General features: G+C 67.4%; 27 protein-coding genes, 1 tRNA gene and 1 riboswitch. Of the genes, 17 read left to right on the plus strand and 11 right to left on the minus strand.

Annotated features, from left to right (window positions below; genetic code table 11):
- Window positions 1-278: 278 nt before the first annotated feature.
- The 7 genes from WEB52_13895 (at window position 279) to WEB52_13925 (ending at window position 6,106) form a co-directional block, all read left to right on the plus strand.
- On the plus strand, window positions 279-1,205 hold the full coding sequence (locus WEB52_13895) for an ROK family protein (GenBank protein MEX2227531.1): 927 nt from the start codon (window positions 279-281) through the stop codon (window positions 1,203-1,205).
- Window positions 1,202-1,621: a hypothetical protein gene (locus tag WEB52_13900; GenBank protein MEX2227532.1), complete on the plus strand. Its 420-nt coding sequence runs from the start codon at window positions 1,202-1,204 to the stop codon at window positions 1,619-1,621. Before WEB52_13895 ends, WEB52_13900 begins: the two co-directional genes overlap by 4 nt.
- Window positions 1,611-2,162, plus strand: coding sequence for a dCMP deaminase family protein (locus tag WEB52_13905; protein ID MEX2227533.1), 552 nt, complete (start codon window positions 1,611-1,613; stop codon window positions 2,160-2,162). The genes WEB52_13900 and WEB52_13905 overlap by 11 nt, the downstream gene beginning before the upstream one ends.
- Window positions 2,159-3,496 carry a neutral/alkaline non-lysosomal ceramidase N-terminal domain-containing protein gene (locus tag WEB52_13910; protein MEX2227534.1) on the plus strand — a complete coding sequence of 446 codons (1,338 nt, stop codon included), beginning with the start codon at window positions 2,159-2,161 and terminating at the stop codon, window positions 3,494-3,496. The genes WEB52_13905 and WEB52_13910 overlap by 4 nt, the downstream gene beginning before the upstream one ends.
- A gap of 100 nt (window positions 3,497-3,596) precedes the next feature.
- Complete coding sequence (locus WEB52_13915) at window positions 3,597-4,412, plus strand: PIG-L deacetylase family protein (GenBank protein ID MEX2227535.1); 816 nt, start codon at window positions 3,597-3,599, stop codon at window positions 4,410-4,412.
- On the plus strand, window positions 4,413-5,360 hold the full coding sequence (locus tag WEB52_13920; GenBank protein ID MEX2227536.1) for a sugar phosphate isomerase/epimerase family protein: 948 nt from the start codon (window positions 4,413-4,415) through the stop codon (window positions 5,358-5,360).
- Entirely contained in the window at window positions 5,357-6,106 is a 750-nt protein-coding gene (locus WEB52_13925; protein MEX2227537.1) for an HAD family hydrolase, read from the plus strand. The genes WEB52_13920 and WEB52_13925 overlap by 4 nt, the downstream gene beginning before the upstream one ends.
- Before the next feature lie 34 nt (window positions 6,107-6,140).
- On the opposite strand, the gene WEB52_13930 is transcribed toward WEB52_13925, so the two are convergent.
- The gene (locus tag WEB52_13930; GenBank protein ID MEX2227538.1) at window positions 6,141-7,328 is read right to left on the minus strand and encodes a sensor domain-containing diguanylate cyclase; all 1,188 of its coding nucleotides are present in this window, start codon (window positions 7,326-7,328) and stop codon (window positions 6,141-6,143) included.
- Between the two features lie 7 nt (window positions 7,329-7,335).
- Complete coding sequence (locus WEB52_13935; GenBank protein MEX2227539.1) at window positions 7,336-8,571, minus strand: hypothetical protein; 1,236 nt, start codon at window positions 8,569-8,571, stop codon at window positions 7,336-7,338.
- 131 nt (window positions 8,572-8,702) lie between these two features.
- On the opposite strand from WEB52_13935, the gene aroQ reads away from it, so the two are divergent.
- The 3 genes from aroQ to efp all read left to right on the plus strand — a co-directional run bounded on the left by aroQ (window position 8,703) and on the right by efp (window position 10,965).
- Window positions 8,703-9,152, plus strand: coding sequence for a type II 3-dehydroquinate dehydratase (gene aroQ, locus WEB52_13940; protein ID MEX2227540.1), 450 nt, complete (start codon window positions 8,703-8,705; stop codon window positions 9,150-9,152).
- 148 nt (window positions 9,153-9,300) lie between these two features.
- Complete coding sequence (locus tag WEB52_13945) at window positions 9,301-10,386, plus strand: Xaa-Pro peptidase family protein (protein ID MEX2227541.1); 1,086 nt, start codon at window positions 9,301-9,303, stop codon at window positions 10,384-10,386.
- A gap of 21 nt (window positions 10,387-10,407) precedes the next feature.
- Window positions 10,408-10,965 (plus strand): elongation factor P, encoded by a 558-nt coding sequence (gene efp, locus WEB52_13950; GenBank protein ID MEX2227542.1) that lies wholly within the window; start codon window positions 10,408-10,410, stop codon window positions 10,963-10,965.
- Window positions 10,966-10,999: 34 nt separating this feature from the next.
- Here the strand turns inward: efp and WEB52_13955 are convergent, their stop codons facing one another.
- Window positions 11,000-11,689 (minus strand): plastocyanin/azurin family copper-binding protein, encoded by a 690-nt coding sequence (locus WEB52_13955; GenBank protein MEX2227543.1) that lies wholly within the window; start codon window positions 11,687-11,689, stop codon window positions 11,000-11,002.
- A 135-nt stretch (window positions 11,690-11,824) separates the two neighbouring features.
- Between WEB52_13955 and galU the strand changes: the two genes are divergently transcribed.
- The 3 genes from galU (at window position 11,825) to WEB52_13970 (ending at window position 14,919) form a co-directional block, all read left to right on the plus strand.
- Window positions 11,825-12,694 carry a UTP--glucose-1-phosphate uridylyltransferase GalU gene (gene galU, locus WEB52_13960; protein ID MEX2227544.1) on the plus strand — a complete coding sequence of 290 codons (870 nt, stop codon included), beginning with the start codon at window positions 11,825-11,827 and terminating at the stop codon, window positions 12,692-12,694.
- A 2-nt stretch (window positions 12,695-12,696) separates the two neighbouring features.
- Window positions 12,697-14,046: a hypothetical protein gene (locus tag WEB52_13965; GenBank protein ID MEX2227545.1), complete on the plus strand. Its 1,350-nt coding sequence runs from the start codon at window positions 12,697-12,699 to the stop codon at window positions 14,044-14,046.
- Window positions 14,047-14,133: 87 nt separating this feature from the next.
- Window positions 14,134-14,919: an SDR family oxidoreductase gene (locus tag WEB52_13970; protein MEX2227546.1), complete on the plus strand. Its 786-nt coding sequence runs from the start codon at window positions 14,134-14,136 to the stop codon at window positions 14,917-14,919.
- A gap of 38 nt (window positions 14,920-14,957) precedes the next feature.
- Here the strand turns inward: WEB52_13970 and WEB52_13975 are convergent, their stop codons facing one another.
- Window positions 14,958-15,824 carry a DRTGG domain-containing protein gene (locus tag WEB52_13975; GenBank protein ID MEX2227547.1) on the minus strand — a complete coding sequence of 289 codons (867 nt, stop codon included), beginning with the start codon at window positions 15,822-15,824 and terminating at the stop codon, window positions 14,958-14,960.
- A 115-nt stretch (window positions 15,825-15,939) separates the two neighbouring features.
- Between WEB52_13975 and WEB52_13980 the strand changes: the two genes are divergently transcribed.
- A tRNA-Phe gene (locus WEB52_13980) sits at window positions 15,940-16,015 on the plus strand.
- 54 nt (window positions 16,016-16,069) lie between these two features.
- Here the strand turns inward: WEB52_13980 and WEB52_13985 are convergent.
- Complete coding sequence (locus WEB52_13985; protein MEX2227548.1) at window positions 16,070-17,194, minus strand: hypothetical protein; 1,125 nt, start codon at window positions 17,192-17,194, stop codon at window positions 16,070-16,072.
- Window positions 17,195-17,303: 109 nt separating this feature from the next.
- On the opposite strand from WEB52_13985, the gene WEB52_13990 reads away from it, so the two are divergent.
- Window positions 17,304-18,140, plus strand: coding sequence for an alpha/beta hydrolase (locus tag WEB52_13990; GenBank protein MEX2227549.1), 837 nt, complete (start codon window positions 17,304-17,306; stop codon window positions 18,138-18,140).
- Here the strand turns inward: WEB52_13990 and WEB52_13995 are convergent.
- From WEB52_13995 to WEB52_14020, 6 genes are read right to left on the minus strand one after another with little or no spacing between them, the layout of a single operon-like run.
- The gene (locus tag WEB52_13995) at window positions 18,137-19,006 is read right to left on the minus strand and encodes a class I SAM-dependent methyltransferase (GenBank protein ID MEX2227550.1); all 870 of its coding nucleotides are present in this window, start codon (window positions 19,004-19,006) and stop codon (window positions 18,137-18,139) included. The genes WEB52_13990 and WEB52_13995 overlap by 4 nt on opposite strands.
- A complete protein-coding gene (locus tag WEB52_14000) occupies window positions 18,996-19,364 on the minus strand; it encodes a hypothetical protein (protein ID MEX2227551.1) in 369 nt (122 codons plus the stop codon). The genes WEB52_13995 and WEB52_14000 overlap by 11 nt, the downstream gene beginning before the upstream one ends.
- Window positions 19,361-20,023: a class II aldolase/adducin family protein gene (locus WEB52_14005; GenBank protein ID MEX2227552.1), complete on the minus strand. Its 663-nt coding sequence runs from the start codon at window positions 20,021-20,023 to the stop codon at window positions 19,361-19,363. Before WEB52_14005 ends, WEB52_14000 begins: the two co-directional genes overlap by 4 nt.
- Complete coding sequence (locus WEB52_14010; GenBank protein ID MEX2227553.1) at window positions 20,020-21,477, minus strand: FGGY family carbohydrate kinase; 1,458 nt, start codon at window positions 21,475-21,477, stop codon at window positions 20,020-20,022. The genes WEB52_14005 and WEB52_14010 overlap by 4 nt, the downstream gene beginning before the upstream one ends.
- Window positions 21,467-22,465: an NAD(P)-dependent oxidoreductase gene (locus tag WEB52_14015; GenBank protein MEX2227554.1), complete on the minus strand. Its 999-nt coding sequence runs from the start codon at window positions 22,463-22,465 to the stop codon at window positions 21,467-21,469. Before WEB52_14015 ends, WEB52_14010 begins: the two co-directional genes overlap by 11 nt.
- Window positions 22,466-22,502: 37 nt before the next feature.
- Window positions 22,503-23,135: a TetR/AcrR family transcriptional regulator gene (locus WEB52_14020; GenBank protein ID MEX2227555.1), complete on the minus strand. Its 633-nt coding sequence runs from the start codon at window positions 23,133-23,135 to the stop codon at window positions 22,503-22,505.
- 220 nt (window positions 23,136-23,355) lie between these two features.
- Window positions 23,356-23,434: riboswitch (cyclic di-GMP riboswitch) on the plus strand.
- Between the two features lie 98 nt (window positions 23,435-23,532).
- On the opposite strand from WEB52_14020, the gene WEB52_14025 reads away from it, so the two are divergent.
- Both WEB52_14025 and WEB52_14030 read left to right on the plus strand, forming a co-directional pair.
- Window positions 23,533-24,261, plus strand: coding sequence for a FliA/WhiG family RNA polymerase sigma factor (locus tag WEB52_14025; protein ID MEX2227556.1), 729 nt, complete (start codon window positions 23,533-23,535; stop codon window positions 24,259-24,261).
- A 78-nt stretch (window positions 24,262-24,339) separates the two neighbouring features.
- Window positions 24,340-25,845: an HD-GYP domain-containing protein gene (locus WEB52_14030; GenBank protein MEX2227557.1), complete on the plus strand. Its 1,506-nt coding sequence runs from the start codon at window positions 24,340-24,342 to the stop codon at window positions 25,843-25,845.
- Window positions 25,846-26,227: the final 382 nt, after the last annotated feature.

The following is a 26,227-nucleotide window of genomic DNA, read 5'->3' on the forward strand; positions in this document are numbered from 1 at the left end:
GCAGGGCATGGAGTTCCGCGGGCGCGCTACATTGCCGGTTCACGTGCAAAGTCGGAAGGGCGCCGGCGATCTGACGACCTCGTTACGTCGAGTGCCCTGCCGACCGCAGGAAAGCACTGCGGTTACGAGCTGAATGTGAAGCTGGCGAGACGGATATACCGCCGGCTCTCTCAAAGTTCTCTCCGGCGCCAGAGCGACCCAGTCCGCAGCCTTCGCATCAGCGATGTTGAGCGCCGATCGGCCGCTTCGTACACTCAGCCGGCGACGAAGGGGACGCGATGCAGCAGAAGTTCATCGCCGGGGTCGACATGGGCGCGACGAACGTGCGCGTGGCCATTGCCAACGCGGACGGCGAGATCGAGGCGCGCCGCGCGATCGCCTACCCGGGCGGGGAGCCCGAAGCCGTGCTGAGGACGGTCGGCCGGGCGATCGACGACCTGGTGCGCGGCGTCTGGACGAGCGCGACCGTATCGGCGATCGGCATGGCGCTGCCCGGCATGGTCGACCCGGCGCGGGGCACGGTGGCCTCGGCGGCGAATCTGCCGGAATGGGGCGACGTCGACATCGGCGCGTTGCTGGCGAAGCCGCGCGGCGTGCCATTCGCGGCGGAAAACGACGCCAATGCCGCCGCCGTGGGCGAGCAATGGCTGGGGGCTGCGAAGGGTATGCGCGACTTCGTGTTCGTGGCGCTGGGCACGGGCATCGGCAGCGGCGTCGTGATCGACGGCAAGCTGCACCACGGCGCGCACCTGCTCGCTGGCGAGGTGGCGTTCTTTCCGATGGAGCAGGACCACATCCGCAACCCTGGCTGGCAGCATTGCCTGGAAGGCGTAGCCGGAGGGCGGGCGGCGGCCGACAAGGCGCAAGAGTTGTTCGGCGAGCGCGCGAAGGCTGGGGAGCTATTCGAAGCCGCAAGCAGCGGTCATGCGGAAGCGAGCGGCTGGCTGCGACAGACGCAGGAGGTCCTGGCGATGGCGCTGGCTGACATCGCCTCCCTGCTCGACCCGGAAGCGATCATCGTTGGCGGCGGTGTGGCGGCGGCGCAGGGTGAGCCGTTCCTGGCGCCGATCCGTGACCTGGTGCACGGCTCTACGCCGGTGAAGACGTCGATCGTGCTATCGACGCTGGGCGAAGACGCACAGATCGTAGGCGCAGTCCGGCTCGCGCTTGACCGTGTCGACGCCGGGGAGCAGGTGCAGGCATGATCCGACTCACTGCCGTCGCGCTCGTTATGTCACTCGTCGTCGTGGCGTCTGGTTGCAGCATCGGGCGCGACCGCGATTCCGACTCGAATGGCGACGGAGCGGTGCTGGAGAGCGGCGAATCACTGGGTTCGATTGAGCGGTTACCGGGAGGGACGCCGGCCGCGTCGGACGTGCGGACGCTGCTGAGTGCGCAGTGCGCCGACGGCGTCTTGACGCTGCGCACGAATCGAGAGGAGATCGCGTCGCCGATGGACTGCGGGCAAATGCTGCCGGAGGGCGTTATCGCCCGCTTCATTGGGCAGCCCGTGGCAATCCGTGCGCAAGAAGGGCGCCTGATCGTCGAGAATCCAACCGCCGGCACAATGGATTTTCCAGCGGCGGAACCGCGGGTCACGGAGATCGCCAGTGCGCCCTGAACCCGACGCGTACTTCATGGGCATCGCGCTGGCGGTGCGAGCGCGCGCCAACTGCACGGGACGCCGCGTCGGCGCGATCATCGTGCGGGACTATCGCATTCTGAGCACCGGCTACAACGGCACACCATCGAAGATGCGTAACTGCGAAGACGGCGGCTGTCATCGCTGCGCGCACCCCGGCGACTATCCTTCGGGCGAAGGCTACGACCTGTGCATCTGCGTCCACGCCGAACAGAACGCGCTGCTGGCGGCGGCGCGCTTCGGCGTGGCGATCGAAGATTGCACGATCTACACGACGCTGCAGCCGTGCTTCGGCTGCCTGAAGGAGTTGCTGCAGGCGAACGTGCGGGAGGTGTGCTTCCTGAAGCCCTGGGAGTCGCGATTCGCGGAGCAGTACGCCGCGCTCGTCGACCGTCTCGGGCGCGATCGCTTCCGCAAAGTGGACGTCGACGATCCGGATGCGCAATGGGCCCTGGGGCGCGCCGGTGACGCCGGCGAGCGCACGCAGGGGCACGAATTGCTGATCGAGGGGCAACGATGACGTTCCGGGCCGGCGCTGCCGAAGTCGTCATCACGCCGCCCGTCGGGACGTTTCTAGACGGGTACAGCGCGCGGTCGACGGGCAGCGTGGGCGTGCACGACGACTTGCACGCGCGCGCGATCGCGTTCGACGACGGGACGACGCAGGCGGCGATCGTCGGCTGCGACCTAATCGGCATCGACCGGCGGTTGGCGCGCGCGGTGCGGCAGATCGTCCACGAGGCGATCGGTATCCCGCGCGAGCACATCATGGTGAGCGCGACGCACACGCACGCGGGGCCGGCGGGGCTGCGGGCTGACATGAACGCCGAACTGACCGACATCACGACGCGGCTGATCGCCGGCGCGATCATCTCGGCGCACGCGAAGCTGCGGCCCGCCGTCGTGAAGGCGGGTCGCGGGAGCGTGGACAGCGTCAGTCAGAACCGACGCCATCCCGACTGGCCGATCGAAGACGCGCTGCACATGCTCCTGTTCGACTCGCCGGACCCGCGCGGCGGCGTGATTGCATCGATCGTGAACTTCGCGTGCCACGCGACAGTGATGTTTTCGAGCAACATGGAGATCTCGGCGGACTACCCCGGCTACGCGGCGGCGACGGTGAAGAAGGTGCTCGGCGACGCGCCCGTGGTCTTCCTGAACGGCGCGTGCGGCGACGTCAACCCATCGTGGATCGAGCAGCGGTTCGAAGAAGCGGAGCGCGTCGGTTCGATCGTGGGCGCGGAGGCGGCGCGACGGCTGCAGGAGCTGCGGCCGCTCGGGTTGCAGCAGAAGACGTGGAACATCCGCTGGGACGAGTTGACCGACAAGCCCGTGACGAGCGGAAGCCTGATCGCTGAGCCGCGCATCCGCGTGGCGGCTTCGGTCGTGGACGTGCCGATGCGGCAACTCGAACCCCCAGCGACGTACGAGGCACGCATCGCGGAGGCGCGGCGCGAAGTCGATGTGCTGGCGGCGTCAGACGTCGAGCAGCGGCGACGACTGATGGAGCAGATCACGCGGCTGAGCGGCGAGCGGGGCGTCGCTTCGCGGCAGCGGCCCGGCGGACCACACTCCTTGCACCCCGAGGTGCAGGCGATCTCTCTGGGTCCGGGACAGGCGATCCTGGGGCTGCCGGGGGAGTTCTTCGCGGAGACGGCGCTGCGTCTGCGGGCCGACGCGGGCATCGAGCACCTGGCGATCGCGTGTTATACGAACCACCACGTCTTTTATGTCGTGCCGCATCACGCGTTCGATGAAGGCGGCTACGAGCCCGGGGTGGCTGTGCTGGATGACACCGCGGAGGCGACGTTCAGAGACACGGCGCTGAAGTTGATTGCGGCGGTGGCACGATAGGGGACGTCGGACGTCAGGAGTCGGAGGTAGGGGCCGGAGTGGCCGTCTCCCGACGACTCCCGCCTATCTATCAGCGTCCTGATCCGTAGAATGGGTGGCGATGAAGCGGGTGCTTGTCTTCGAGGCGCACGGCGACGACATGGAGTTCTTCGCGGGGGGGACGATCGCGAAGTTCGCCGAGGCGGGGCACGCCGTCACGCTGGTCTGCGCGACGGACAACGACAAGGGCTCGTTCGAGCTGAGCGCCGATGAATTGCGCGCCGTGCGCGACCGCGAGTTGCGGGGCGCGGCGGACGTGCTGGGCGTCGGGAAGGTGATCCCGCTGGGCTACTCGGACGGCGACCTGGCGTATGACGTGCCATCGCGTGACCTGCGGGGTCAATTCATGCGGATCATCCGCGAGGAGCGGCCGGACATCGTCTTCACGTGGGATCCGTTCACCCCATACGAGGGGCACCCGGACCATCGCGCCGTGGCGACGGCGGCGAGCGAAGCGGCGAACTTCGCGCACTTTCCGAACTTTCACCCGGAGCACATGGAGGACGGGCTGGAGCCGCATTACGTCGGCGAGCAGTGGTACTTCGCCAAGTCGCCGCGCGACCAGAACAAGTTCGTCGACATCGATGGCACGATCGACAAGAAGATCGCGGCGCTCCACGCACACGAGGCGCAGATGGTGCTCACAGTGGCGAGCATGCAGTTCGAGCTGCGTGCATCGGGGCTGGACGTGCCGTGGCTCGCCGAACTGGACGCGCACGACTATCACGCCGCGATCGACAAGCAGATGCGTGCGGCGGGGAAGGCGGTCGCGAAGCGCAGCGGACTGCCCTGTACCTATGCCGAGGGCTTCCGCCGCACGCGGTTCGGCGGCATCGAATCGCTGGCGAAGGGCCAGACGATCGCGGAGGACGTGTAAGTGAAGCTCGGCTGCAGTTCGTGGTCGTACCAGGCGGCGTTTCGCGACGGACGCATTGACCTGCGCGAATGGGTGCGGATCTGCGCCGAGGAGTTGGAGCTGGACGGCGTCGAGCTGGTCGATGTGCACTTCCCGACGACCGATGCCGTGTATCTTCGCGACCTGAAGAAGTTGTGTACCGACCTGCAGCTCACGATCGCCGGCGTGGCCGTCACCAACGACTTCGGGCCGTCGGAGAAGCGGGCGCTGGAGACGCAGCACGTGAAGCAGTGGTGTGACGTCGCGGCGTACCTGGGAGCGCCGGTCGTGCGCGTGTTCGCCGGCTGGGTGCCGCCGCAACGGCTGGAGCAGGATCCGGGGCGGATCGTCGGGTTCGTGCGCAAGGTGCTCGGGACGAAGGCGCCGAACACGCGCCGGCTCTGGTCGGACATCACGTGGGCGCTGCGGCAGTGCGCGGATTACGCGGGGGAGCGTGGCGTCGTGCTGGCGATTCAGAATAACCGCGCCGACGGCGTCGTCGGCTCGGCTCAACAACTGGAGCAGTGTGTACACGACGTGGGGTCGCCGTGGCTGCGCATCTGTCTCGATCCGGCGGATCTCGCCGACCGCGCGGGCGTCGAGGCGGCGATGGGGCGCGTCGTGCAGACGCACGCGAAGCTCCGCGACGTGCGCGACGACGGCAGCGACGCGAGCATCCACTGGCCCGAACTTCTGCGCATGCTGAGGCTGGGGCGATACCGCGGATTCGTGCTCCTGGACTACGAGGGCGGGGAGGATCCGGAGACGGCGGTGCCGCGCGCCTCGCGGTACATCCGCGGCATCCTGCACCTGCTGCAACGACAGCAACTGCTCGCCGCCGGTGGCGCCGACGGCGCCTCGCGCGACAACGGGGCCGTGCTGGTCGAGACGGAACTCGTCGCGCCGGTCGAGATCCGCGCCGCACGTTGACCATCCGGGCAGTCATCTTCGACCTGGGGCACACGCTGTGGGACATCGGCCACCCGGGCACATCGCTCGAGCGCGCCTACGCAGACATGCGCTCGACGCTGTGCGCACGCCTCGAACGCGACGATCTGCCCGAGGCAGCGGCGTTCCAGCGGGCGGTCTACGACGTGCTGGTCGCATCTTCGAAGACGTATTTCTCCGACGGTCCGAATCTCGATCAGCCGCCGTCGCACGTGTGGATCGACCGCGGTTGCCGCGCGATCGGCGTCGAACTGGAAGAGGCGCTGTTGCGGGAGATCACGCCGCCGCTGTTCGCGACGGAGCGCGACAGCCTGATCTGCGGCGACGGCACGCTGGACGCGGTACAGGCGCTCAGTGATGCCGGTTACGCGATCGGCTGCGTGACGAATACGCTCGCCGATACGGCGACGATCCGCGCGATGCTGCGCAAGCATGGCTTCGAGGACGTGATGCGGAGCGTCGTGGTGTCCGCGGACGAAGGCTGGCGGAAGCCGCACGCGTCGCTGTTCGAGAAGGCGCTGCGCGAGACCGGCGTGGCGGCGCAGGAGGCGGTGTTCGTCGGCGACAGCCCGTTGCACGACATCGGCGGCGCGAAGGCTGTTGGGATGTGGGCGGTGCTGACGCGGCAGTACGTCGCGCGGCCGTACGAGGGGTTTGAGCCGCAGCCGGATGCGGTGATCGATCACGTGCGGGAGTTGGGGGACGTGCTCCAGCGCCTCGGGACGTAGCTTCACCGACGCGAGAGGCGGGGTGCGACTACGCCTAGCCGCGCAGGCGGTCGCTGGAGGCGCGGGCGAGCGGGTTGACGGGGCGTGCGGCCTGGATCTTCGCTTGCTGTTCGCGCTCGACCTTCGCCTGTGCGAGGTCGGTCATCGCATTGTCGAGCAGGTCCCTGGCCGAGGTGCCGTCTTCCGGGAAGCAGACGATCGCCACCGATGCTTTCATTGGCTCCGGCGATCCATCGTCGCCGAACACAGATACCTGCGACAGGCTGGCGAGCAGTCGCGTCGTGACAGAGACGGCGGCGGCGCGGTTCGTTTCGGGCAGCAGCACGGCGAACTCATCGTCCTTCAACCGCGCGACGACTTCCGGCGGCGAGATCGCTTCCGCGAGGCTGACGGCGGCGCTGCGGAGCAGGCGGTCGCCCAGGGACTGGCCGTACTGCGCGTTAAAGGCGCCGAAGTCGTCGAGGTCGATGATGACGACCGAGAGGGCCTTCGCGTAGCGGCCGCAGCGGATCAGTTCGGCCTCGATCGCGTCGTTGATGTAGCGCTTGTTGTAGACCCAGGTGACGGGATCGATGTCGTTGAAGCGCGCCGTGTCCTCCTGCGTCGCGATGTCTCGCAGCGACAGCGTGAAGTGGCCGACGAGCAACTCCACGATCTCGGCGTCGAGGTCCGGCTTATCGAAGGCGAAGCCGACGACGCCGTAGGGCTCGCCTTCGACGAGCATCGGGACGAGCGCGACCTTCTTGATGCCCAGCTTGCGCTCGGCCTCCTGCCACACTTCAGCATCGATGACTCCGTCGAACAGCTCTGACATCGATTCGCGGAGCACGACTTCACCCTGTTCGATGATCAGGCGCCGGACGTGGTTGACCGGCATGTCCAATTCGAGCGCGGTCAAGTCTTCCTGCACGGCTTCCATCATGCGTTCGAGGCGCGGCTCGACGATGCCCTCCAGGGCGCTGGCGGTGAGCACGTCGCGCTTCTTATCGAGCAGCAGCGGGAAGACGAAGACAGCCTCGGTGACCTCAGGCGCGCGTTCGATGAAGGCGCCCAGCATCTCGTTCTGGCTGCCGGCGCTGTGCAGGAACAGCGAGAGGATCACGAGGTCGAAGAGGCGACCCTCGCGGCCTTCCGGGCGGGAGGTAACAAGCGACTCGATGCCGATGAACGGCTCGGGCTCGTGATCGTTCTTGAGGTCCTTCTTGTGGGGTAGCCAGCGCATGAGCGGCCTAATCCTCTGCCAGCTTCACCACGAAGGTGTGCTCATTGTGCTGCTCTACCTTCGCCTCCCGCGACATGGCGCGGCCGACGAACGTACCCAGTGCATCGCCATCGAGGTCGCCGTTGGTCTCGAGCGAGACGATGGCGACGCCGTTGTTGTAGCTGAGGAGCGACATATCCCTGACGCCGTCCATGCTGAGCAGCGCCCGGTGCAGCGGCACCAGGTCGACGCCTCGGCGCTTATCTTCGACGGTGATCCGGTATGTGCGCGGCAGGAGGTCGAGACCGCGCCGCGGCTCCACGTGGATGGGCGGCAGGGGCTCCGGCAGCGGCCGCGTATCGATCACTTCCGGCGCCGGGATCCGTTCAGCCAGTGCGGTGCGAGGCGCCGGCACGGCATCGCGGAGGATGGCGGGGCGGGGCGGGGCGGGCTGCCGCACTTCGGCGGGAACGTTTTCACGCACAGGGAGCGCCGAGATCTGCGCCCGCTGCTGCTGCTGTGTCGCCGCGTGCTCGAGCGCATCGACGCGCGTGGTGAGTGCTGCGAGCGCGTGGTGTGCGTCGCGCAGGCTGCGTTCGAGACGCGCGATCGCGTCGTCGTTGGCGCTGACTTCCGAGACCGGCTCGAACGTGGCGATGTCGTCGCCATGTTCGGCCGCGACCGAAGCAACGACCGGACTCTCTTCGACAGACGACCGCTCGTCGGTGACGGCGTCTTGCCGGTAGTCGTCATCGTCGTCGTAGCGGAGTTCCTGCGCGGCTTTCTGCGCTTGCACGCGGCGGATCGTCGCGGCGATGGCGTCTTCGTCCGGGGCTTCGGGTAGTCGCACTGCCTGGATCGTGTCCGCGACGGCGTCCGCGGCGGCCTTCTGCGCCTGGACGCGTGCGATCGTGGCTGCGATGGCATCCTCGTCGGGGCCTGCCGGGCGGTGATCGTCCACGTCGTCTTCGACCATGGCATCGGCGTGCGGCGCTGCGTCATCGTGTGGCGTTGCTTCAACGGCGGCCTTCGCCTCGGCGACACGGCGAATCGTCGCCTGGATCAGGTCTTCGTGCGCGGCGTTCTCGGCGGACGGCGCAACGGCATCGCTGTCGGCGCCCGCGAAGGTCTGCAGGGGCGGCTCGCCGGTCTCTTCGGCGTCGTCGGGCGCGCCGGAGGCGTCCGTCTCATTTCGGGCGGCCTTAGCCTCGGCGACGCGGCGGATCGTCGCTTCGATGAGGTCCTCGTCGACGTTGTCTGGCATGCGCGCGCTCCCCTTCGATCCGGGCGGGACCGGATACCCTCACAGTAGGTTTTCGGCACAAAACGCGGGTAGCAACACTGCCGGACGGCCGGCGGCCCGATTTGGCACAGATTGGGGAGCGCTCGGTTACAATGGCGCCGATGCGCATCCTGCTGCTGAACGGGCCGAACCTGAACACGCTGGGCTCCCGCGAACCCGAGATCTACGGCACAGCCACCCTCTCAGACATCGAGCGTTCGGTGACGGATCGGGCGGCGGCGCTGGGCGCGGACGTGCGGGCGTTCCAGGCCAACAGCGAGGGCGACCTCATCGACTGGTTGCAGCGCGAGGCGCCTGAGGGCGATGCCCTGATCATCAATGCGGGCGCATATACGCATACGAGCGTGGCGCTCAGGGATGCCGTCGCGGCGTGCGCACTTCCCGTCATCGAGGTGCACCTTTCGAACGTCTGGAGGCGCGAGGAGTTCCGGCACGAGTCGCTGCTGTCGCCGCTCGCATCGGGGATCATCGTCGGGCTGGGGCCGCAGGGCTACGTGCTCGCGGTCGATGCGCTCGGCCGCATGCTCAAGGGCACGGAGTGACCTCGGCGCACGACGGCGCATCGATCATTATGCGTAGCGGACGCTTGCGCATCAGACGGACGACGCCGTCGAATTGACGGTGAGAGGAAGGCCGAAGCCCGCGCGTGGATCTCCACCATCTTCGACGCGGCGTAGCAAGGACGGGCACATGAAGACACGCGTGGAGCGATTGCGCGGCGCGCTGACCAGGCACGAGCTGGATGCGGCGCTGATCTCGAACGGGCAGAACCGCCGTTATCTCAGCGGCTTCACCGGATCGGCGGGTTACTTGCTGATTGCGGCGGACGACGCCGTGATCGCGACGGACTTTCGTTACTACGAACAAAGCGCGCAACAGTCGCCGGACTTCCGGCTGCACAAGACCATCGGCGGCTTCGACGGTTGGGTGCCGCCGCTGCTGGAGGGTCTCGGCGGCAAGAAGATCGCGTTCGAAGCGGGGGACATGACGGTGGCCACGCACCAGGCGTTCAAGAAAGCGCTCGGGTCGCTGCCGGAGGGCGACCGGCCGCAGTTGGCGCCGACGCCGAACCTGGTCGAATCCCTGCGCATCTTCAAAGAGCCCGAGGAGGTCGTCGCGCTGCAGCGGGCGGTGGACCTGGGCGATGCGGCGTTCACGGACGTCGCGCAGCGCGTCGAACCGGGGTGGACGGAGAAGCAGGTCGCGTGGGAGATCGAGAAATATATCCGTGAGCACGGCGGCGATGCCCTGTCGTTCGACACGATCGTGGCGGGCGGTCCGTGGGGCGCGATGCCGCACGCGTACCCGCGCGACCGCAAGCTCGAAGCCGGCGAGGGCGTGGTCATCGACATGGGCTGCGACGTCGACGGGTACATGTCGGACCTGACGCGCACGATCTTCCTGGGGAAGCCGGACGATCAGTTCAAGAAGATCTACGACATCGTCCTGACGGCGCAACTCACGGCTGAGGAGATGGTGAAGCCTGGCATGACCGGCGAGGAGTGCCACATGATCGCGCACAACGTCATCGAAGCGGCGGGATACGGCGAGACGTTCGGGCACGGGCTTGGCCACGGGATCGGGCTGCAGGTACACGAAGCGCCGCGCGTCGCGAGGACATCGAACGACGAGTTGAAGGACAACATGGTGTTCACGATCGAGCCGGGGATCTACGTGACCGGCTGGGGCGGCGTGCGCATCGAAGACATGGTGGTGCTGGAGAACGGCAAGGCACGCGTGATGAGCCGCGCGCCGAAGCTGCAGTTCGTGGGCTGAGCGGAGGAGTACCGGGCACAGATGATCTCAACGGGCGACATGAAGCGCGGCGCGACTATCGAGCTGGATGGACGCGTCTACCAGGTGATGGAGTTCTCGCACATCAAGACGGGGCGCGGCTCGGCGCAGATGCGGATGAAGCTGCGCGACGTGCGCCGCGGCGACACGATCGAGAAGACGTTCCAGGCGGGCGAGAAGTGGCCGCGCGTGCGCGTCGAGCGGGTAGCGATGCAGCTCAGCTACGTCGACGGCGAGATGTACTACTTCATGAACACGGAGACGTACGACCAGGTGCCGCTGACGCTGGACCAGGTCGGCGACGCGCGCTTCTACCTGGCCGAGAACGGCACTTGCGACGTGCTGTTCTTGGGCGACGAGGCGATCGGCATCGAGTTGCCGGCATCGGTGGTATTGCAGGTCGCGGAGTGCGAGCCGGGCGTGAAGGGCGACACCGCGACGGGCGCGACGAAGCCGGCGAAGATGTCGACGGGGCTCGTGGTGAACGTGCCGCTGTTCGTGAACGAAGGCGACAAGATCAGGGTCAACACCGGCACGGGCGACTACCAGGAGCGCGCCTAGCGCGGGAAGCGGGAAGCGACTTGCCCGCCGCCAACTATCGTCTGCCGGATCTCGCTAGCGTCAGCGCGCTGCCGACCGAGAGCGCGCCCAGCACCGCGAGCACGACTGCGAGCCAGTACCACCACGTATCGGTATCGCCGGGGCCTGCGCCGGCGTTCGGCGCGCCGACGGCTTGCGGCGCGGCGCCGCCTGTCGATGACGGCAACCCATCGCCAGGAGCGCCGATCGGGATCACTTCGATGGGCGTCGGCGTGGCGGCGCCTCCCGGCGTCGCCGTGGCAACCGGGGTCTGCGGCGTAGTCGTGCTCTGCGGCGTCCTCGTGGCGGTGCGAGTTGGCGTGCCAGCGGACTGCGCCGTGTTCGTGGCGGTGGGCGCTGCCGCGGCAGCCACGACTACGGCGCCCGCCATCCCCTGCCCCTGTGCGGTGCCATGGAAGGTGCAGTAGTACGCGAACGAACCGGCGGTGTCGAACGTGCGCGCGAAGGTGCCCGTAAGCAGGTCCGCGCTGGCGAACGAGGCGTCGTTCGCGGTCACGTTGTGGGGGGACTGACCCACAAATGTCCACTCGACTTCATCGCCAACCTGAATGTTGACCATGGACGGATTGAAGACGAAGTCCTGTACGTCCACCGAAACGGTGGCGGCGTGGGCGCCGGGCGCCGCGACGAAGATGGTCGCGGCGGCAACGAGGAGGGTTGCGCCGATTGTGAACAAGGTCCGCATGCCGATCTCTTCCTGAGGCTTCGCCCGCCGGGGTCCTTAACGTGAGGGATACGATGCTACGGAGCGGCCGGATTGCTGGCCGCTTCGGCGCATCGATACAATGCGCCGATTCCAGTGAGTGACCGAGGAGGCTCCGTGCGCGTACGCAAGGCCGTCGTCCTGGCAGCGGGCTACGGCACCAGGATGCTTCCGGCGACGAAGGCACAGCCGAAGGAGTCACTCCCGCTCGTCGACAAGCCTATTATCCAGTACACGGTCGAAGAAGCCGCCGCCGCGGGCCTGACGCAGGTGATCATCGTCACAGCGGCGAGCAAGCGCGCGGTCGAGGACCACTTCGACCGGTCGCTCGAACTGGAATTGACGCTGACGGAGAAGGGCGACGTCGTCCGGCTCGCCGAGATCCAGCGGATCAGCGACCTGGCGCACATCGTCTACGTGCGGCAGAAGGAGCAGCGCGGCATCGGACACGCGGTGCTGCAAGCGCGCGACGTCGTGGGGGATGAGCCGTTCATGCTGATGTTTCCCGACGACGTGCTCGTGGCCGAGGTGCCCGTCGCGAAGCAGATGGTCGACGTATTCGAGGAGCGTGGCGGGTCGGTGATCGCCGTGCAGCATGTGGCCGACGCCGACGTGGAGAACTACGGCATCGTGGGGGGTGAAGACGTCGGCGGGAACGTCATGCGCGTGAGGTCGCTCGTCGAAAAGCCGAAGCTGAGCGATGCGCCTTCGCGGTTGGGCATCGTCGGGCGTTACGTGCTGACGCCGGAGATCTTCGATGTGCTGGCGGAGACGCGGCCAGGGATGAATCGCGAGATCCAGATCACGGACGCGCTGGCAACCCTGATGGAGACGCAGCCGGTGTTCGCCTACGAATTCGAAGGACGGCGCTACGACACCGGACGTCCGCTGGGCCTGCTCACAGCCGCCATCGAGATCGGCCTTCGGCGCGCGGACATCGGCCCGGAGCTGCGCGAGTACCTCCGCGCGCTGCCGCTCGAAGACTAGCCGTGTCATCACCGCCGCCGGCCCGCCGTATCGGCCGGATCCTGTCGTTGGGGGTGCCGCTGCCGGGGACGCGCGTCGACAACTACAACTTTCTGAGCGCACCGTCATTCTTCGACTACGACGCCATGGTCGTCGACGTGCGCGCGTTGACGCACCTGATTGAGAACGTCGTCGACGGATCGCTGGAACCGGAGACCTTTGCGCATCAGCGTGTCTGCAATCGGGCTGGCTCATCGGACGAAGTGATGCTCGCGGACGTGCTGGCGCGCCGCCGGGACGAGACGCAGCGAGTCCTGGCGAACGGCGGCGTGGTGGTGGTGTACGCACAGCCGCCGGTGGTGCTGCGGGGCATCGACGGGGCGGATGCTCTTTCGAGCTACTGGTGGCTGCCGGCGGCGGAAGGCGTGCGCTACGACGAGCACGTCGTGGCGGCGGAGGGCACGCAGGCGCAGATCGTCGATTATCAGCATCCGCTGGCGCCAGCCGTGCTCGGGCAACTCGCGAACATCGCCTACCGCGCCCGTGTGGAGGTCGACGACATAGCGTTCTTCGCGACGCGCGGGAAGGTATTCGCACGGAGCTATGGCGGCGGGGCGATCGGCGTCGAGATGCCGGCGGCGCAGGGGCGCATCGTGCTGATCCCGGCGATCAAGGCGCCGCCGGGCGGTGATGCGCGTTACGCCTACTCCGAAGTGATGCAAGCAGGCATACGACGGATGCTCGGCGTGATGGCGGAGGGGCGCCAGCCGTCGTGGTTGTCACAGCACGCATTGCCCGGGCTCGACGAGCGCGCGGCTGCGGTGGCAGCGGCGAGGACGCAGCTCGCGACGTCGGCGAAGGCGTTGGGCGCCGCGGAGGCATCGCTCGACGAACTGGCGCGCTACGGGGCGCTGCTCTGGCAGGAAGGCGCGCTCGGGCTGGAGCCGGTGGTGATCGACGCGCTGAAAATGCTCGGCTTCACGGTCTACGACTCGAACTCGGAGGAGATCGAGATCAAGCACGGCGATGAGTCTGCGCTCATCGAGATCGACGCGAGCGACGGTGCCGTAGGCATGGCAGCGCACTACCGGCTGCGCCAGCGCATCGAGCGGGCAATCGAGCGACGCGGCGCGGCGCCGCGCGGGTTGCTGCTGATCAACGGGCATCGGCTGAAGCCGCCGGCGGAGCGAGCGCAGCAGGCCTCGGACGCATTGCGCCTGGCGGCGGAGACCATGCGGTACTGCATCGCGCCGACGGCGGCGCTGTTCGAAGCCGTGCGCGCGCAGATGTCGGGCGAGGACGCGTCTGTTGAAGCGTTCCGCGCTGCGCTGTTCAGGACGGATGGCGTGTTGGAGACGCCGGCCAGTACGTAGCTCGCGCTTGCCCGGCGATACGGCGGTGCCTACCCTACAGCCGCACGCAGTCCGTGCATCCTCGAAAGACCAGGGAAGGACAGGGCTATGTCATCGAAGTGGGCACTCGTGCTCGGCGCGTCGAGCGGCTTTGGCGCGGCGACCTCGCGCGCGCTGGCGAAGGCCGGCTACGGCGTGTTCGGCGTACACTTCGACCTGCGCTCGACGCTTCCGAACGCCGTGAAGGTGCAGGACGACGTGAAAGCCGCCGGACAAGAGGCGGTCTTCTTCAACATCAACGCCGCCGATCCAGACAAGCGCGCTGCGGCGCTCGACGATGTGCGCGCGAAGCTCGGCGGTGACGGCTACGTACACGTCCTGTTGCACTCGCTGGCATTCGGCACGCTGCTGCCGTTCGTCGATGACGAACCGAAGTCGCGGATCAGCCAAAAGCAGATGGACATGACGCTCGACGTGATGGCTCATTCGCTCGTGTACTGGTCGCAAGACATGGCGGTGCGCCGGCTGCTCGGTCAGAACAGCCGCATCTTCGCGATGACGAGTTCAGGTTCGACGCGCGTGATCAAGGCGTACGGCGCGGTCTCGGCGGCGAAGGCGGCGCTCGAGTCGCACATCCGGCAACTGGCGTTCGAACTGGCGCCGATGGGCGTGACGGCGAACGCGATCCGCGCCGGCGTCACCGACACGCCGGCGTTGCGTCGCATTCCCGGCGGGCCGGAGTTGCACCAGCGGGCCATGGAGCGCAATCCCAGCGGCCGCGCGACGACGCCGGAAGACGTCGCGACGGCGATCACCGTGCTTGCGGACGAGCGGTTGTACTGGATGACCGGCAACGTGATCGGCGTCGATGGCGGCGAGGAGCTGTCGGCGTAACGCCGACTACGCAAGATCGTCGATGCCGGGCATCTTCCCTAGTCGAAGCTGACCGGCACGCCGGCTTCGTCGAGCAGTTCGACGGCGCGGAGCATCTTGCCGGCGCCATCGAACCGGCTGCCGCCGTACAGGCCCTCGATGGCGCGCATCGTGTCGACGGTATCCTCCGCCGCGACGACCACGGAGAAGTCGTCGCGCGTGCCCTGGACGCGGTCCATGAGGTAAGGGCTGGGCTGGCCGCCGCCCGTCAGCACGAGCAGATCGACGTCGGTGAGCAGCGCCGCGAGTTGCACGTCAGTCTTGTCGTAGCGCGTGATCACCGCCGTGTGGTCACGCGCGCCGAAGTACGGCGAGCCCGCGTCTGACGCGATCGTACCGATCATCACGCGGTCGATCGATCCGTGCGGGCTTGCCTCGAGCAGCCAGCGCGCTTCGGTCGCGCGGGCGATGTCATCGACGGAGGGCGCGGCGAGCACGCGGTCTTCGGGCAGGACGGCGATCACGCCATCCCTCGATGCGATTGCCGGCACATCGGCGGCACGCACGCGCGTGACGATGGCGCCCACCGTGGATGCGTCGACATCGGGCGACGTTGGCGTGGCGACGGCGAGCACCTCAGCGGTGAGTTGCGCCGCAAGGTCGTTCGCCGCGCCGGCCGGGACTTCGAGCACAAGATCGGTGGTTTCGGGAACGCCGGAGAGCTCGGCGACCGTCAGCGGCTTGGACGCCGAGACGATGCCATCGAGTTGTGCGAAGGTTGCGGCGTCGGCGTCCGCGGCGTCATCGCCGGCAAGACGCGCGAGCATGACAGCGCGGCCATCGCGCGCCATGCGATAGGCGATCGCGGCGGCGATCAGGCTCTTGCCGGCGCGCGGTTCGGACGATGCGACGATCAGGATCGACACGCGAAAACCCTTCGAAATGCTGGCGAAGTATAGCAACGGTGGTGCGCCGGAACAGGCTTCGCCAGATTCGATTTCGCTTGTGCGGCTCGTATCCGGTCGATAGAATCGATCGCGCGCCGAGGTAGCTCAGGTGGTAGAGCACGCGACTGAAAATCGCGGTGTCGGCAGTTCAACTCTGCCCCTCGGCACCATTTGTGATGACAGCGACGACCGGCCCTTCGGGGGCCGGTTTTCGTACGTCGCCGCTACTTCGCGACATCGTTCCAGGCGTTGAAGCCGTACGGTTGGTAGGCGCCGAGCAGCAGGAATTCGATGATCCCGTGCCCGGTGCCGATGCCATCGATGCCTTCGACGCTGTAATCGCAGACGGTCTCCGTCTGGCCCATGAGTTTCTGCGTGACGGCCTGATCGGTGAGATCCCATGAGTCGCCTTCGACCGCGAGCGGGCCGTGGTACTGGCCATGGCGCCAGCCGCCCATGTAGGCGTAGCCGGCGCCGGCCATGTAGATCGTCGTTTTCGGCTCCATCGTCATCTTCACCATCGTGCCGTCGCGGCGCGCCATGGTCACGGATCCGCGGTCGAACGTGCGCGTTCCGGGCACGAGCTTGAGGTCGTGGCTGACGACGCTGAGCTTCTCGTGCGGTTTGTCCCTGCCGTACGCGTGCAGCAGTTCGGCGGCGGCATGCCAGCGCGTGCCGTCGGGATCTTCGCTGCAGGTGAACATGATCGCGGCGTTGTCGAACTGCACCGGCGTCCAGACCCAGAAGAAGCCACCGGGAGCGCCGCCTGGCGGTGGCGCCGACTGCGGTTCGCCACCGCCGACCGGGCGCACGCCCCACGAGTGATCGCGCGCTCCCCACCACGCGTCGGGGCGCACGTCGTGTGTCGTGCCGGCGGCCGTAAGCGCGCCCGTCCAGCGCCCGTTCTGCGTCAGGCGCGTGTAGTCCATGACGACGCGATTGCCGACGCGGCGAAAGAAGTGCGGCTCTTCGCACGGAAACGTCGCGCCTTCGAACGTCATGTCGAAGCTGAGTCCGTGCTCGTTGGGCTCGCAGTAGACGCGCATCTTGCGCAGCCCCTCGACGACTTCGACGCCGATCGGGCCGACCTTCGTGTGCATGCGGTCGCTGCCCAGTTCGCGGGAGGCGCGCACGGTGTACTGCGTCTTGCCGTCGATCATGACCGTGGCGAAGGCATCGATGACGCCGATGTTCGGATACAGGCCCATCGCGACGACGAGAAATACGTTGCCATCGAGCGTGTGGGCATTGAAGTAGTAGCGGTCGTAGAAGTTGCGGTCGCTCGTCACGACCCGGTCGACGGTTTCGGTGGTCTGGTGGACGAGGTAGTCATCCAGCGGCGTCAGCATGCGTGCGCTCCGTTCCGGCTTGGGCCAACGTGGCCGGGGCCATTGTAGGCGCGCCGCTGCGCAGGGTGAAGCGTTGACGGCGAGCGCCCCGTCGGCGATGCTCCTCTCGATGCAACTTGTCACGGGGTCGCGGGCCACGACGGTCGAGGCGCGGGGACTGACGTTCGCATGCCTGGAATGGGGCGCGCCGTCGTCGTCGCCGCTGGTGCTGCTGCACGGCCTCACCGGCCACGCGCACACGTGGGACCACATGGCGCCGGCGCTCGCCGACCGCTATCGCGTGCTGGCGCCGGACCAGCGCGGTCACGGCGATACGCAGCACGCGGAGAGCTACCGGACGCAGGACTTCGTCGACGACCTGGCGGCGCTCGCGGACGCCTGGGACGTCGGCCGGTTCGTGCTCGTCGGACTCTCGATGGGCGGCCACAACGCGATGGCGTTCGCGGCGGCGCACCCCGAACGCGTTTCGCGGCTTGTGGTCATCGACATTCCACCGAAGATGGAACGGAGCCGCGCGCCGAACTGGAACGTAATCTCGAAGCTTGCCGAGACCGGGCATCATGCGTACCTGACGCTCGACGAAGCCTTCGCGGATGCGCGTGCCGCAAACACGACGGCGCCAGACGAGAAGCTGCGCTACCGGACCGAACTCAACCTCAACAAGCACGCCGACGGGACGATGACACTGAAGTACGACCCCAAGGCTCCCGCGCGATGGCAGCCGGAAGACCTCACAGGCAAACTCGCCGCGATCACCGCGCCGGTGCTGCTCGTGCGCGGCGGCCTGACGACGGTGCTGCCTCGCGACGCCGCCGAGGGGATGATCGCGATGTTCGGCGACGGCGAACTGGCGGAGATCGCCGACTCGGGACACTCCGTGCCGACGGACCGGCCCGAGCAGCTCACGCCGATCGTGCTTGACTGGCTCGCACGTCGCGGGGATTAGCTGCCCGGCGCCCAAGACAGGATCGCCGAGCGCGCCGACTCGATCTGCGGCCCCAGGCGGCCGTCCGGCCACACGACGAGGCGCTCATCGAGCAGGTTGCGCAGCTTGTCCGTGGCCGCGCCATCGTCTTCGCGCAGGCAAAGCGCGTTGCGCGCCTGCACGACGGCATCGTCGAGCGAAGCGAAGGTCAGCGTGAATCGATGCTCGATGATGTCCGCGTCGGCCGTGATGCCGATCTGCATCAACAGCGGGTACAGGTCCACGAAGGTCGGCTGCGCCTGGAGCGGCACGCCGTAGAACTCCGACCACAAACCCATGTCCGTGGGAAGCGGGTCGACGCGCAGGTACACGAACACGCGCTGTTTCGCGTACGCGTCGAGGCGCTGGACGAACGATGCGACATCGTCGATCGGATAGAGGACGTGCGAGCAGAGGACGACGTCGGCCGGGTCGACCGCGGCGTTCATCCATTCGGCGTGCACCACGTCCACGTTACCGACGCGGCGTTCTTCGAGGTCCTCGCGCAGCAGGTTGAGCATCGCCTCCGACGGATCGACGGCGGTGATGTGGCGCACGTGTGGCGCCAGCGCCAACGTATGGCGCCCGGTGCCGGCGCCGACATCGAGCAGCGTTGATTCGGGCGTGACGGCGGCGGCGACGCTGCGGAAGAACGGGTCTTCGTCGGGCCGCGAGTGCAACGCCTCGCGGTACTGGCGGGCGCGACGGCCCCAGTAATCGACGTTCTTCAAGCCCGATGCTTCGTACGCAGTGTCCATCTGCACACGCCGCCGCGCGACGATCTGCTGCCAGCGCGCCACGTAGTCGATCGGCTCGGGCTGCGGCGGTACGTCGCTGTTATTCGGCATCGATCGCATCGGTGACGTCGAACGCGAGTTCGCCCATGCCGGTGACCAGGAAACCCATGGCGATCTTGTGCTTGCCCGGCGACAGCGGGCGACCATCTACGCCGACGGTGACGGTCCTGTTCATGCCGAGCGTCATCGGGTTGGCGGCGGAGATCGAGTCGAACGGCAGCACGGCGCCATCGACGACGAACTTCGTCGCGGCCGCCGGGAGCGCCTCGTCGTCTACCATGATCGGCAGGACGCGCTCTGCGTAGCCCGATCCGAGCGTGTTCTTCAAGTCGAATTCGAAGCCGCCGTTGACGTTGCGGAGGCTGCCCTTCACGTAGAGGCGTCGCAGGAGAAACGCCGGGACCTTCATGCGCGGAACCCTTTCATCATTCGATATATCTGTTGTTGCGAACGCACGACATCGTCCGGGAGCGGACGAGCGCCGCCGAGCGACGCCGCCGCCACGCAGATCTGCGCGACGCGTTCGACCAGTTCGACGACATCAGCCGCTTCTTCGAGGCCGGCGCCGACGCCGATGATGCCGTGATGCTTCAGCAGCACCGCGGCACGCTCGCCAAGCGCCGCGACAGCGTTGGTCGCGAGTTCTTCGCTCGCGGACGACCCGTAGTCCGCGACTTCGACGGCGCCTCCGAGTGATATCACCTGCTCGTCGAGCACGCACGGGATCGGCGTTCCGGCGGCGGCAAACGCGCTGGCGTACACGGAATGCGTGTGAATGACGGCGCCGACGTCGGGCCGGGCACGGTAGATCGCCAGGTGCGACAGCGACTCGCTCGACGGCACGCCATCGCCGACGACCGGCTCGACGTCGAAGTCGCAGACGAGCACGTCGTCGATCGTGAATCGATGATATGGCACGCGGCTCGCCGTGATGGTGATGAGTTCGCCTTCGGGCGCGCGGATGCGACGGCTGACGTTGCCGCTCGCGCCGGAGACAAGCCCCAGCGCGACGATCCGACGCACCGCATCGAGCACCTCTCCGCGTTCTGCTGCGTAGTTGTCCGTCATGGCATCGATCCGAAGGTCTCGCACATCGCCAGCCAACGCTCATACAGGTCTTCGTACTGGGCGGCCGTGCGCGCAGCCGGTTCCACGATGCGCGATGGGCGCACCATCGCGGCGAGCGCTGCGGTCAGCGAATCGTGTACGCCGAGCGCCGGAGCCGCAAGCGCGGCGGCACCAAGCGCCGATGTCTCCGGCGTCGATGCGACGTACACGGGGCGGTCGATGACATCGGCGAGGATGCGCGGGAGTGCGTCGCTGCGGGACATACCGCCGCCGAGTCGCAGTTCGGGCGCGCGTACGCCGGCCACATGTTCTGCCTGCTTGAGGTTCGCGCGGATGGCGAACGCCGTCGCCTCCAGCGCGGCGCGCAGCAGGTCGCCGCGATCGGGCGCCGACATGACGATGGGCAGCGGAAACGTGAGGCCGCCGACGCCGGCATTCATCGCCGCGGCGTTCATGCGCGCCGGTCCGAGCACCGCCATGACGTCGTGGGCGCCGGCGGGCGAGGCCGCAGCGGCCGCGTCGGCATCGGACGCCGGCACGCCGAGCATCGACAGCAGCCACTCCCACACGCGCCCGGTCTCGCCGGCGTTCGACTCGACGATCCACCGATCCGGCACGACGTGCAGGCCCGCCCACGTACGCATCGCAGCGTCGAAGACGACGGACGGCGTCACGATCTGTACCGGCGCGCTCCACCCGGCCGCGACGGCGCCAGCGCCCGCCTCGACCGCACCCGTGCCGACGAGGGCGCACTGCGTGTCGCCGCCGCAAAGCACGACCGGAAGCTGTGCGGTATCACCGCTCCGGCACGCGCCGACGATCGATCCGTCGGCGACGGACGGCGGCGCGATGCTTGACCCTGCGCCGGACGGCGACCCGAGCGCGTCGAACGGTGCCGCAGCGGTTATGTCGAGCAGACCGTTCTCGACCAGCAGACAGCGTGACGCGCGGCGTTCGCCGGTCAGCGTCGATGCGAGCCAGTCGGCGAGCGGCATCGCGTAGCGCACGCGCGCGGCATCTCGCGGGCGGTGCTCGCGCATCCAGGCGAGCTTTGCCGCGGCTTGCATCAGCGATGGCAGGTGCCCTGTCGCGCGGTAGACCTCGGCGGCGTGCTTTGCGTCGATCGCCATGCCCGCCGCCGCGGCGCGCGCATCGACGTTCGGTGACACGAGGAGCGCATCGCCGGCGTCGTCGACGAACACGAGACCCTCGCGCTGGCCGGTGAAGGCGATACCCGCGATGTGCGATTCGCCGCGAGCGGCGGCGATTGCGCGCAGGAGCGCTGCCTGCGCGCTCGTTGCGTCGAGTTCGCGGCCGAATGGCGCCGCGTCCTCGGGCGTGACGGTGTTCCAGGGCTCACGCGCAACCACGGCGACGCCGCCGTCGGCGCTGACGGTGACCGCGCGCAGCGCGCTCGTTCCAGCGTCGATGACGAGCGTCAGGTCAGGGGGCACGGGCCGCCGCGTATTCCGGGTTCACCGCGTACAGCAACGGCCGGCCATCGATGAACCGTTCGATCTCCTCGGTGATCATGCGTGAATGGCGATCGATCGTCTCGCTCGTCGCCCCGCCGATGTGCGGCGTCATCAGGAGATTCGATGCGGACATGAGCGGGCTCGATTGCGGCAGTGGGTGACCCTCGAACACGTCGAGCGCGGCGCCGGCGATCTGTCCCTGCACGAGCGCGTTGGCGAGCGCAACGGGGTCGACGACCGAGCCGCCGCTGGTGTTGACGAGGAATGCGTCGGACTTCATGCGTGCGAGGAACGCTTCGTCGACCACATGGTGCGTTGCGCCGTCGGCGGGCACGTGGAGCGTAATGAAGTCGGAGGCAGCGACGAGGGCGTCGAGATCGGCGGGTTCAACACCGAGCGCGCGGAGGTGTTCCGGCGGCACGATCGGATCGTGCGCGAGGACGCGGGCGCCGAGCGCGGCGCAGATGCGCGCCACCTCGCGCCCGATCTGGCCGAAGCCGACGACGCCGACCGTCGAGCCGGCGATCTCGCGCCCGCGCAGGCGTTGGTAGCCGAGCGCCGGATCGCGCCAGCCGCCGCCCGAGACCAGCGCGTGCGCGGACGGGATGCGACGCGCGAGCGACAGCATGAGCCCCAGCGTCATCTCGGCGACGGCGTTGGTGTTGCGGCCTGGCGCGTGCGTTACGGCGACGCCGTGGGCGGTCGCGACGGCGACATCGACCTGGTTGAGCGCGTTGCGGCAGACGCCCACGAGTCTCAGGCCGGGCGCGGCCTCAAACACGTCCTCGAACACGAAGTCCGCCTCAACGACGAGCACCGTGAAATCGCCGGCGTGCAGCCGGGCGCCAAGTTCGGCCGGATCCTGGAGCGTGTTCGTCTCCAGCCAGCTCTCGTAAACGGCGTCCATGCGTGCGCGGAGCCGATCGAGATAGCGGCGCGAGAACGGCGCGAGGATCAGTGCACGCATATGCCATCGACTTCAGGCGACCCGGATGATGTGAATGTTAGCGGACGGCCCTGCGCCGGCTTGCGGCGCGCACGCCGGAGAGCGGAGCGACGATGGACTCCGCGAGTGCCTCGGCCGTCATGGGCGCGCGGGCGCCCGCCGGCGTAATGGCGACCTGCACGGCAAACCCGTCATGCGCGGCGAGGGCGACCGCTGCTGCGTCCTGCGTCGAGTCGACGGTGATGGCGCTCGCCGATGCGGCCTGCTCGAACGCGGCGGCGAGTTGGCCGCGCCACGAACCGTACGCCTGGCTGATGCGCTTGCTGACCTCATCGTTGCGGAGGGCCTGCGACCAGAACTCGAGCAGCACGGCCGGCCAACGCTTCTCTTCGTACGTGAAGAATGATGCGAGAACATCGCGCAGGCCGTCGGCGCTCGAAGCCTCGCCATCGGAAGCGGCGAGCACGGTTGCGCGGTCCTCGGTCCACATGCGGAGGAGTTCCGTGAGGATGTCGTCCTTCGTCGAGAAGTGGAAATAGTAGGCGCCCTTGGAGTAGCCGGCTTCGCGCGAGATGTCATCGACGGTGGCGTGCTCATACCCGCTCGTCGAAAAGAGCTTGAGCGCCGCGTCGATAAGCTTCGCGCGGGTCAGTTTGCGCTGCTCGAACCGGTCGATGGTGGCCCTAGGCATATTCGTTGTACATATCGGCTCCTGGCCGCCGATCCCGCTAGAGTATGCAACAACTTCACGGGATTGACCAGTCAGTATGACAACCTTAATCAGTGTAATTTCCGAGAAAAATCACTGCGGCCTGTAACAAACGGCACATGACGGCGTTAGTGATTCCGGAGCGCACCCTCAGGAGGGGTAGGACAGCGCACGCCAGGAGGGCGCATGAATCGGTCCAGAGGTTCCGAACAGGCAAACTCGTCGAGAGACGGGGACGCAAAGCTACGGGCCCGCAGGACGCGGGTAGCCGGGCCGCCGAAGACCTGAGAAGCCCCGCCGGGTTCCCCTGGTTCCTTCGCGATTGCCGCCTGTGACTTCTGGAGCAGGCGGCAATTCCGTTTCGCGGGGGAACAAGCATATGACCAGATCGCAACCGCGCCAGGACATGATCACGAAGCACATGCCGCTCGTAGCGTTCGTCGTCAGCCGCATGTCGACGGACAACCAGAAGACGCTGGGGCTGGACCGCGAGGATGCGTTGGGCTACGGCATCGAAGGGTTGATCCAGGCGGTCGACGCATTCGACGAGGAGCGCGGCACGAGCTTCGCCAGCTTCGCTGTGCGGCGGATCCGGGGATCGATCCTGGACGCGATCCGGAAGATGGACCCGCTGCCGCGGTCCGTCCGCAAGAACACGCGTGAAGTCGAGGCGGCTTCGCAGGAGTTGTCCGCCACGCTGGGCCGCTGGCCGACGCCGAAGGAGATCGCCTTCCGCCTCGGAATTCAACTGGAGCAGCTCGAGGACACACTGAAGCATGCATCGTCGAAGTTCATCTCGCTGGAGCACGCGCTGCAGGACCGCGGCGGGGACAACGGCCCTTCGCTCGACCCGGTGGACGAAGACGAGACGGGCGATCCGGCGCGGGCGGCCGACCACAATGCCTCGCTTGCGATGCTCGATGCGGCGCTGCAGGACCTGACAGCCCGAGACCGGGCCATCCTGCGGCTCCGCTACGCCGAATCGAAGCCGTTTCACGAGATCGGCCAGATGATGGGACTCTCCGAATCGCGGGTCTGCCAACTTCACAAGCGGATTCTGGCCTCCCTTCGGCGGCAGATGAACGCCCTCATCGAAGAGGCGGCCTGACCCCTACGGCGCGTCGCCAGGGAGGCCGATATTAACGTGAGCCTCTGAGGTCGGGGCATCGCATCTCTGGCAGGTCTTATGCTCAACGCGCCGAACACCGATGAGCGCCCTTCTGGCTCGCCCGGCGACCTTGACTCCCACATCGTCCAACTCGCGGTGGTAGAGGACGAGACGGAGAACGAGGACGAGCGGCTGCCGCGCATCGCGCTGGCCTACGTGCTGACGGTCTTCGCGATCGGCATCGCATCGATCGGGTACTTCGCACCACAACTCGACACGGACGACCTCGTCGGATTCGGGCTCCTGGCTGTCCTGGCAGTGGCCGCGGGACGCACACGGATCCCGATCTACGGCGACACCGCCGTCTCGATCGGCATGGTCGGGGATTTCGCCGTGGCGTTCCTCTACGGGCCAGCCGGCGCGGCGATCGTCAGTCCGTTCGCCGCCCTGGCCACTGACCTTGGTGGAGGCGCGTGGTACAAGCGCGTCTTCAACGTCGGCAGCGTCGTCGTGGTGAACGTGACTGGCGCGTTGCTCATTCGCTCACTGTTGAGCCTGAGCGGCCCCGGCCTCCCGATAAACGGCTGGCTGATCCCGATCGCTCTGGGCGCCACGGTCGTGTGCTATCTGATGAACGCCAGCATGGTGGCGTTCGCCGTCAGCCTGGCGACGCGCACATCGATTGGTCGCGTGTTCCGCGAGAAGTTCGAGTGGCTGATCCCGCACTACGTGGCGTTCGGCCTGCTCGGCCTCGCGCTCGCCGTGGCGTACGACGGACTTGGATATGCCGGCCTGCTCGCGTTTGTAGCGCCGCCGCTGATGATGCGGTTCGCGATCAAGCAATACATCGACAAAACGGCGGAGAACGTCGAGGAGCTGAACAAGCGCAACCGCGAGTTGCAGAAGGCCAACCGCGACATCCTGCAGATGGCGGACCAGCTTCGGGATACGTACGACGGCACGCTGGAAGCGCTGGTGTCAGCGCTGGATGCGCGTGACCGGGAGACGAAGGGCCACTCGCTGCGCGTCGCGAAGTACATGATGGAGATCGCCTTCCACATGGGTATCGAACCGGGGACCGAGCAGTGGGTCGATATGCAGCGCGGCGGCCTGCTGCACGACATCGGCAAGATCGGCGTTTCGGACACGATCCTCCACAAGCCCGGGCCGCTGACGGAAGACGAGTGGGTGGACATGCGACGCCACCCGAAGATCGGCCACGACATGATTCGCGAGATCGCGTTCCTGTCGGGGGCGGCGAGCATTGTGCTGGCGCACCACGAGCGCTTCGACGGGAAGGGTTATCCGAACGGACTCAAGACCGTGGAAATCCCGCTGGGCGCCCGCATCTTCGTGCTGGCTGACACCTTCGACGCGATGACGTCGGACCGGCCATACCGGCGCGCGCTCTCGGCGGAGGTGTCGCGCGAGGAGATCATCCGCTGCAGCGGCACGCAGTTCGACCCGCGCTGCGTGCAGGCGTTCCTGCTGGCGTGGGACCGGGTGGTGGAGATTCGACTCGCCGACGCGGACGAGGAGACGGAGCACCACGCGGCCGCGGCCCCCCGGACGCTCGCCGCCTAGAAGCAATCCGCGAGTTACAGGAAGAGGCTCCCGCATGCCGGGAGCCTCTTTGCCTCACTTCGATCTGGGCCTTACCACGTAATGCGGAACGTCATCGCCTTGCCTCCTTCGTCCTGACGCCTGTGCGCGCCACCCCGTGTGTCCTGCCCCCGCGATTACTATACCGACTCGTCGGTATCTTTATATGCCCTTGCGATGTGCGATGTCAACACCCGATTGACAAGAACTTCAAAGATTCCTGTACCCGGAGTCGCGCCCCGCTACGGTCGGAGAGCTACGCGGCCGAACGTTCACATAGGACGTGATGAATCAGAACAGGCGAACCCAGGTGACCTGCCCCCGATCTTTGGTCCACTCATTGTGAGAGTCCGACCGGGTCCTT

It is taken from the genome of Dehalococcoidia bacterium (assembly GCA_040902535.1).
Taxonomy (GTDB): Bacteria; Chloroflexota; Dehalococcoidia; order DSTF01; family JACRBR01; genus JBBDXD01.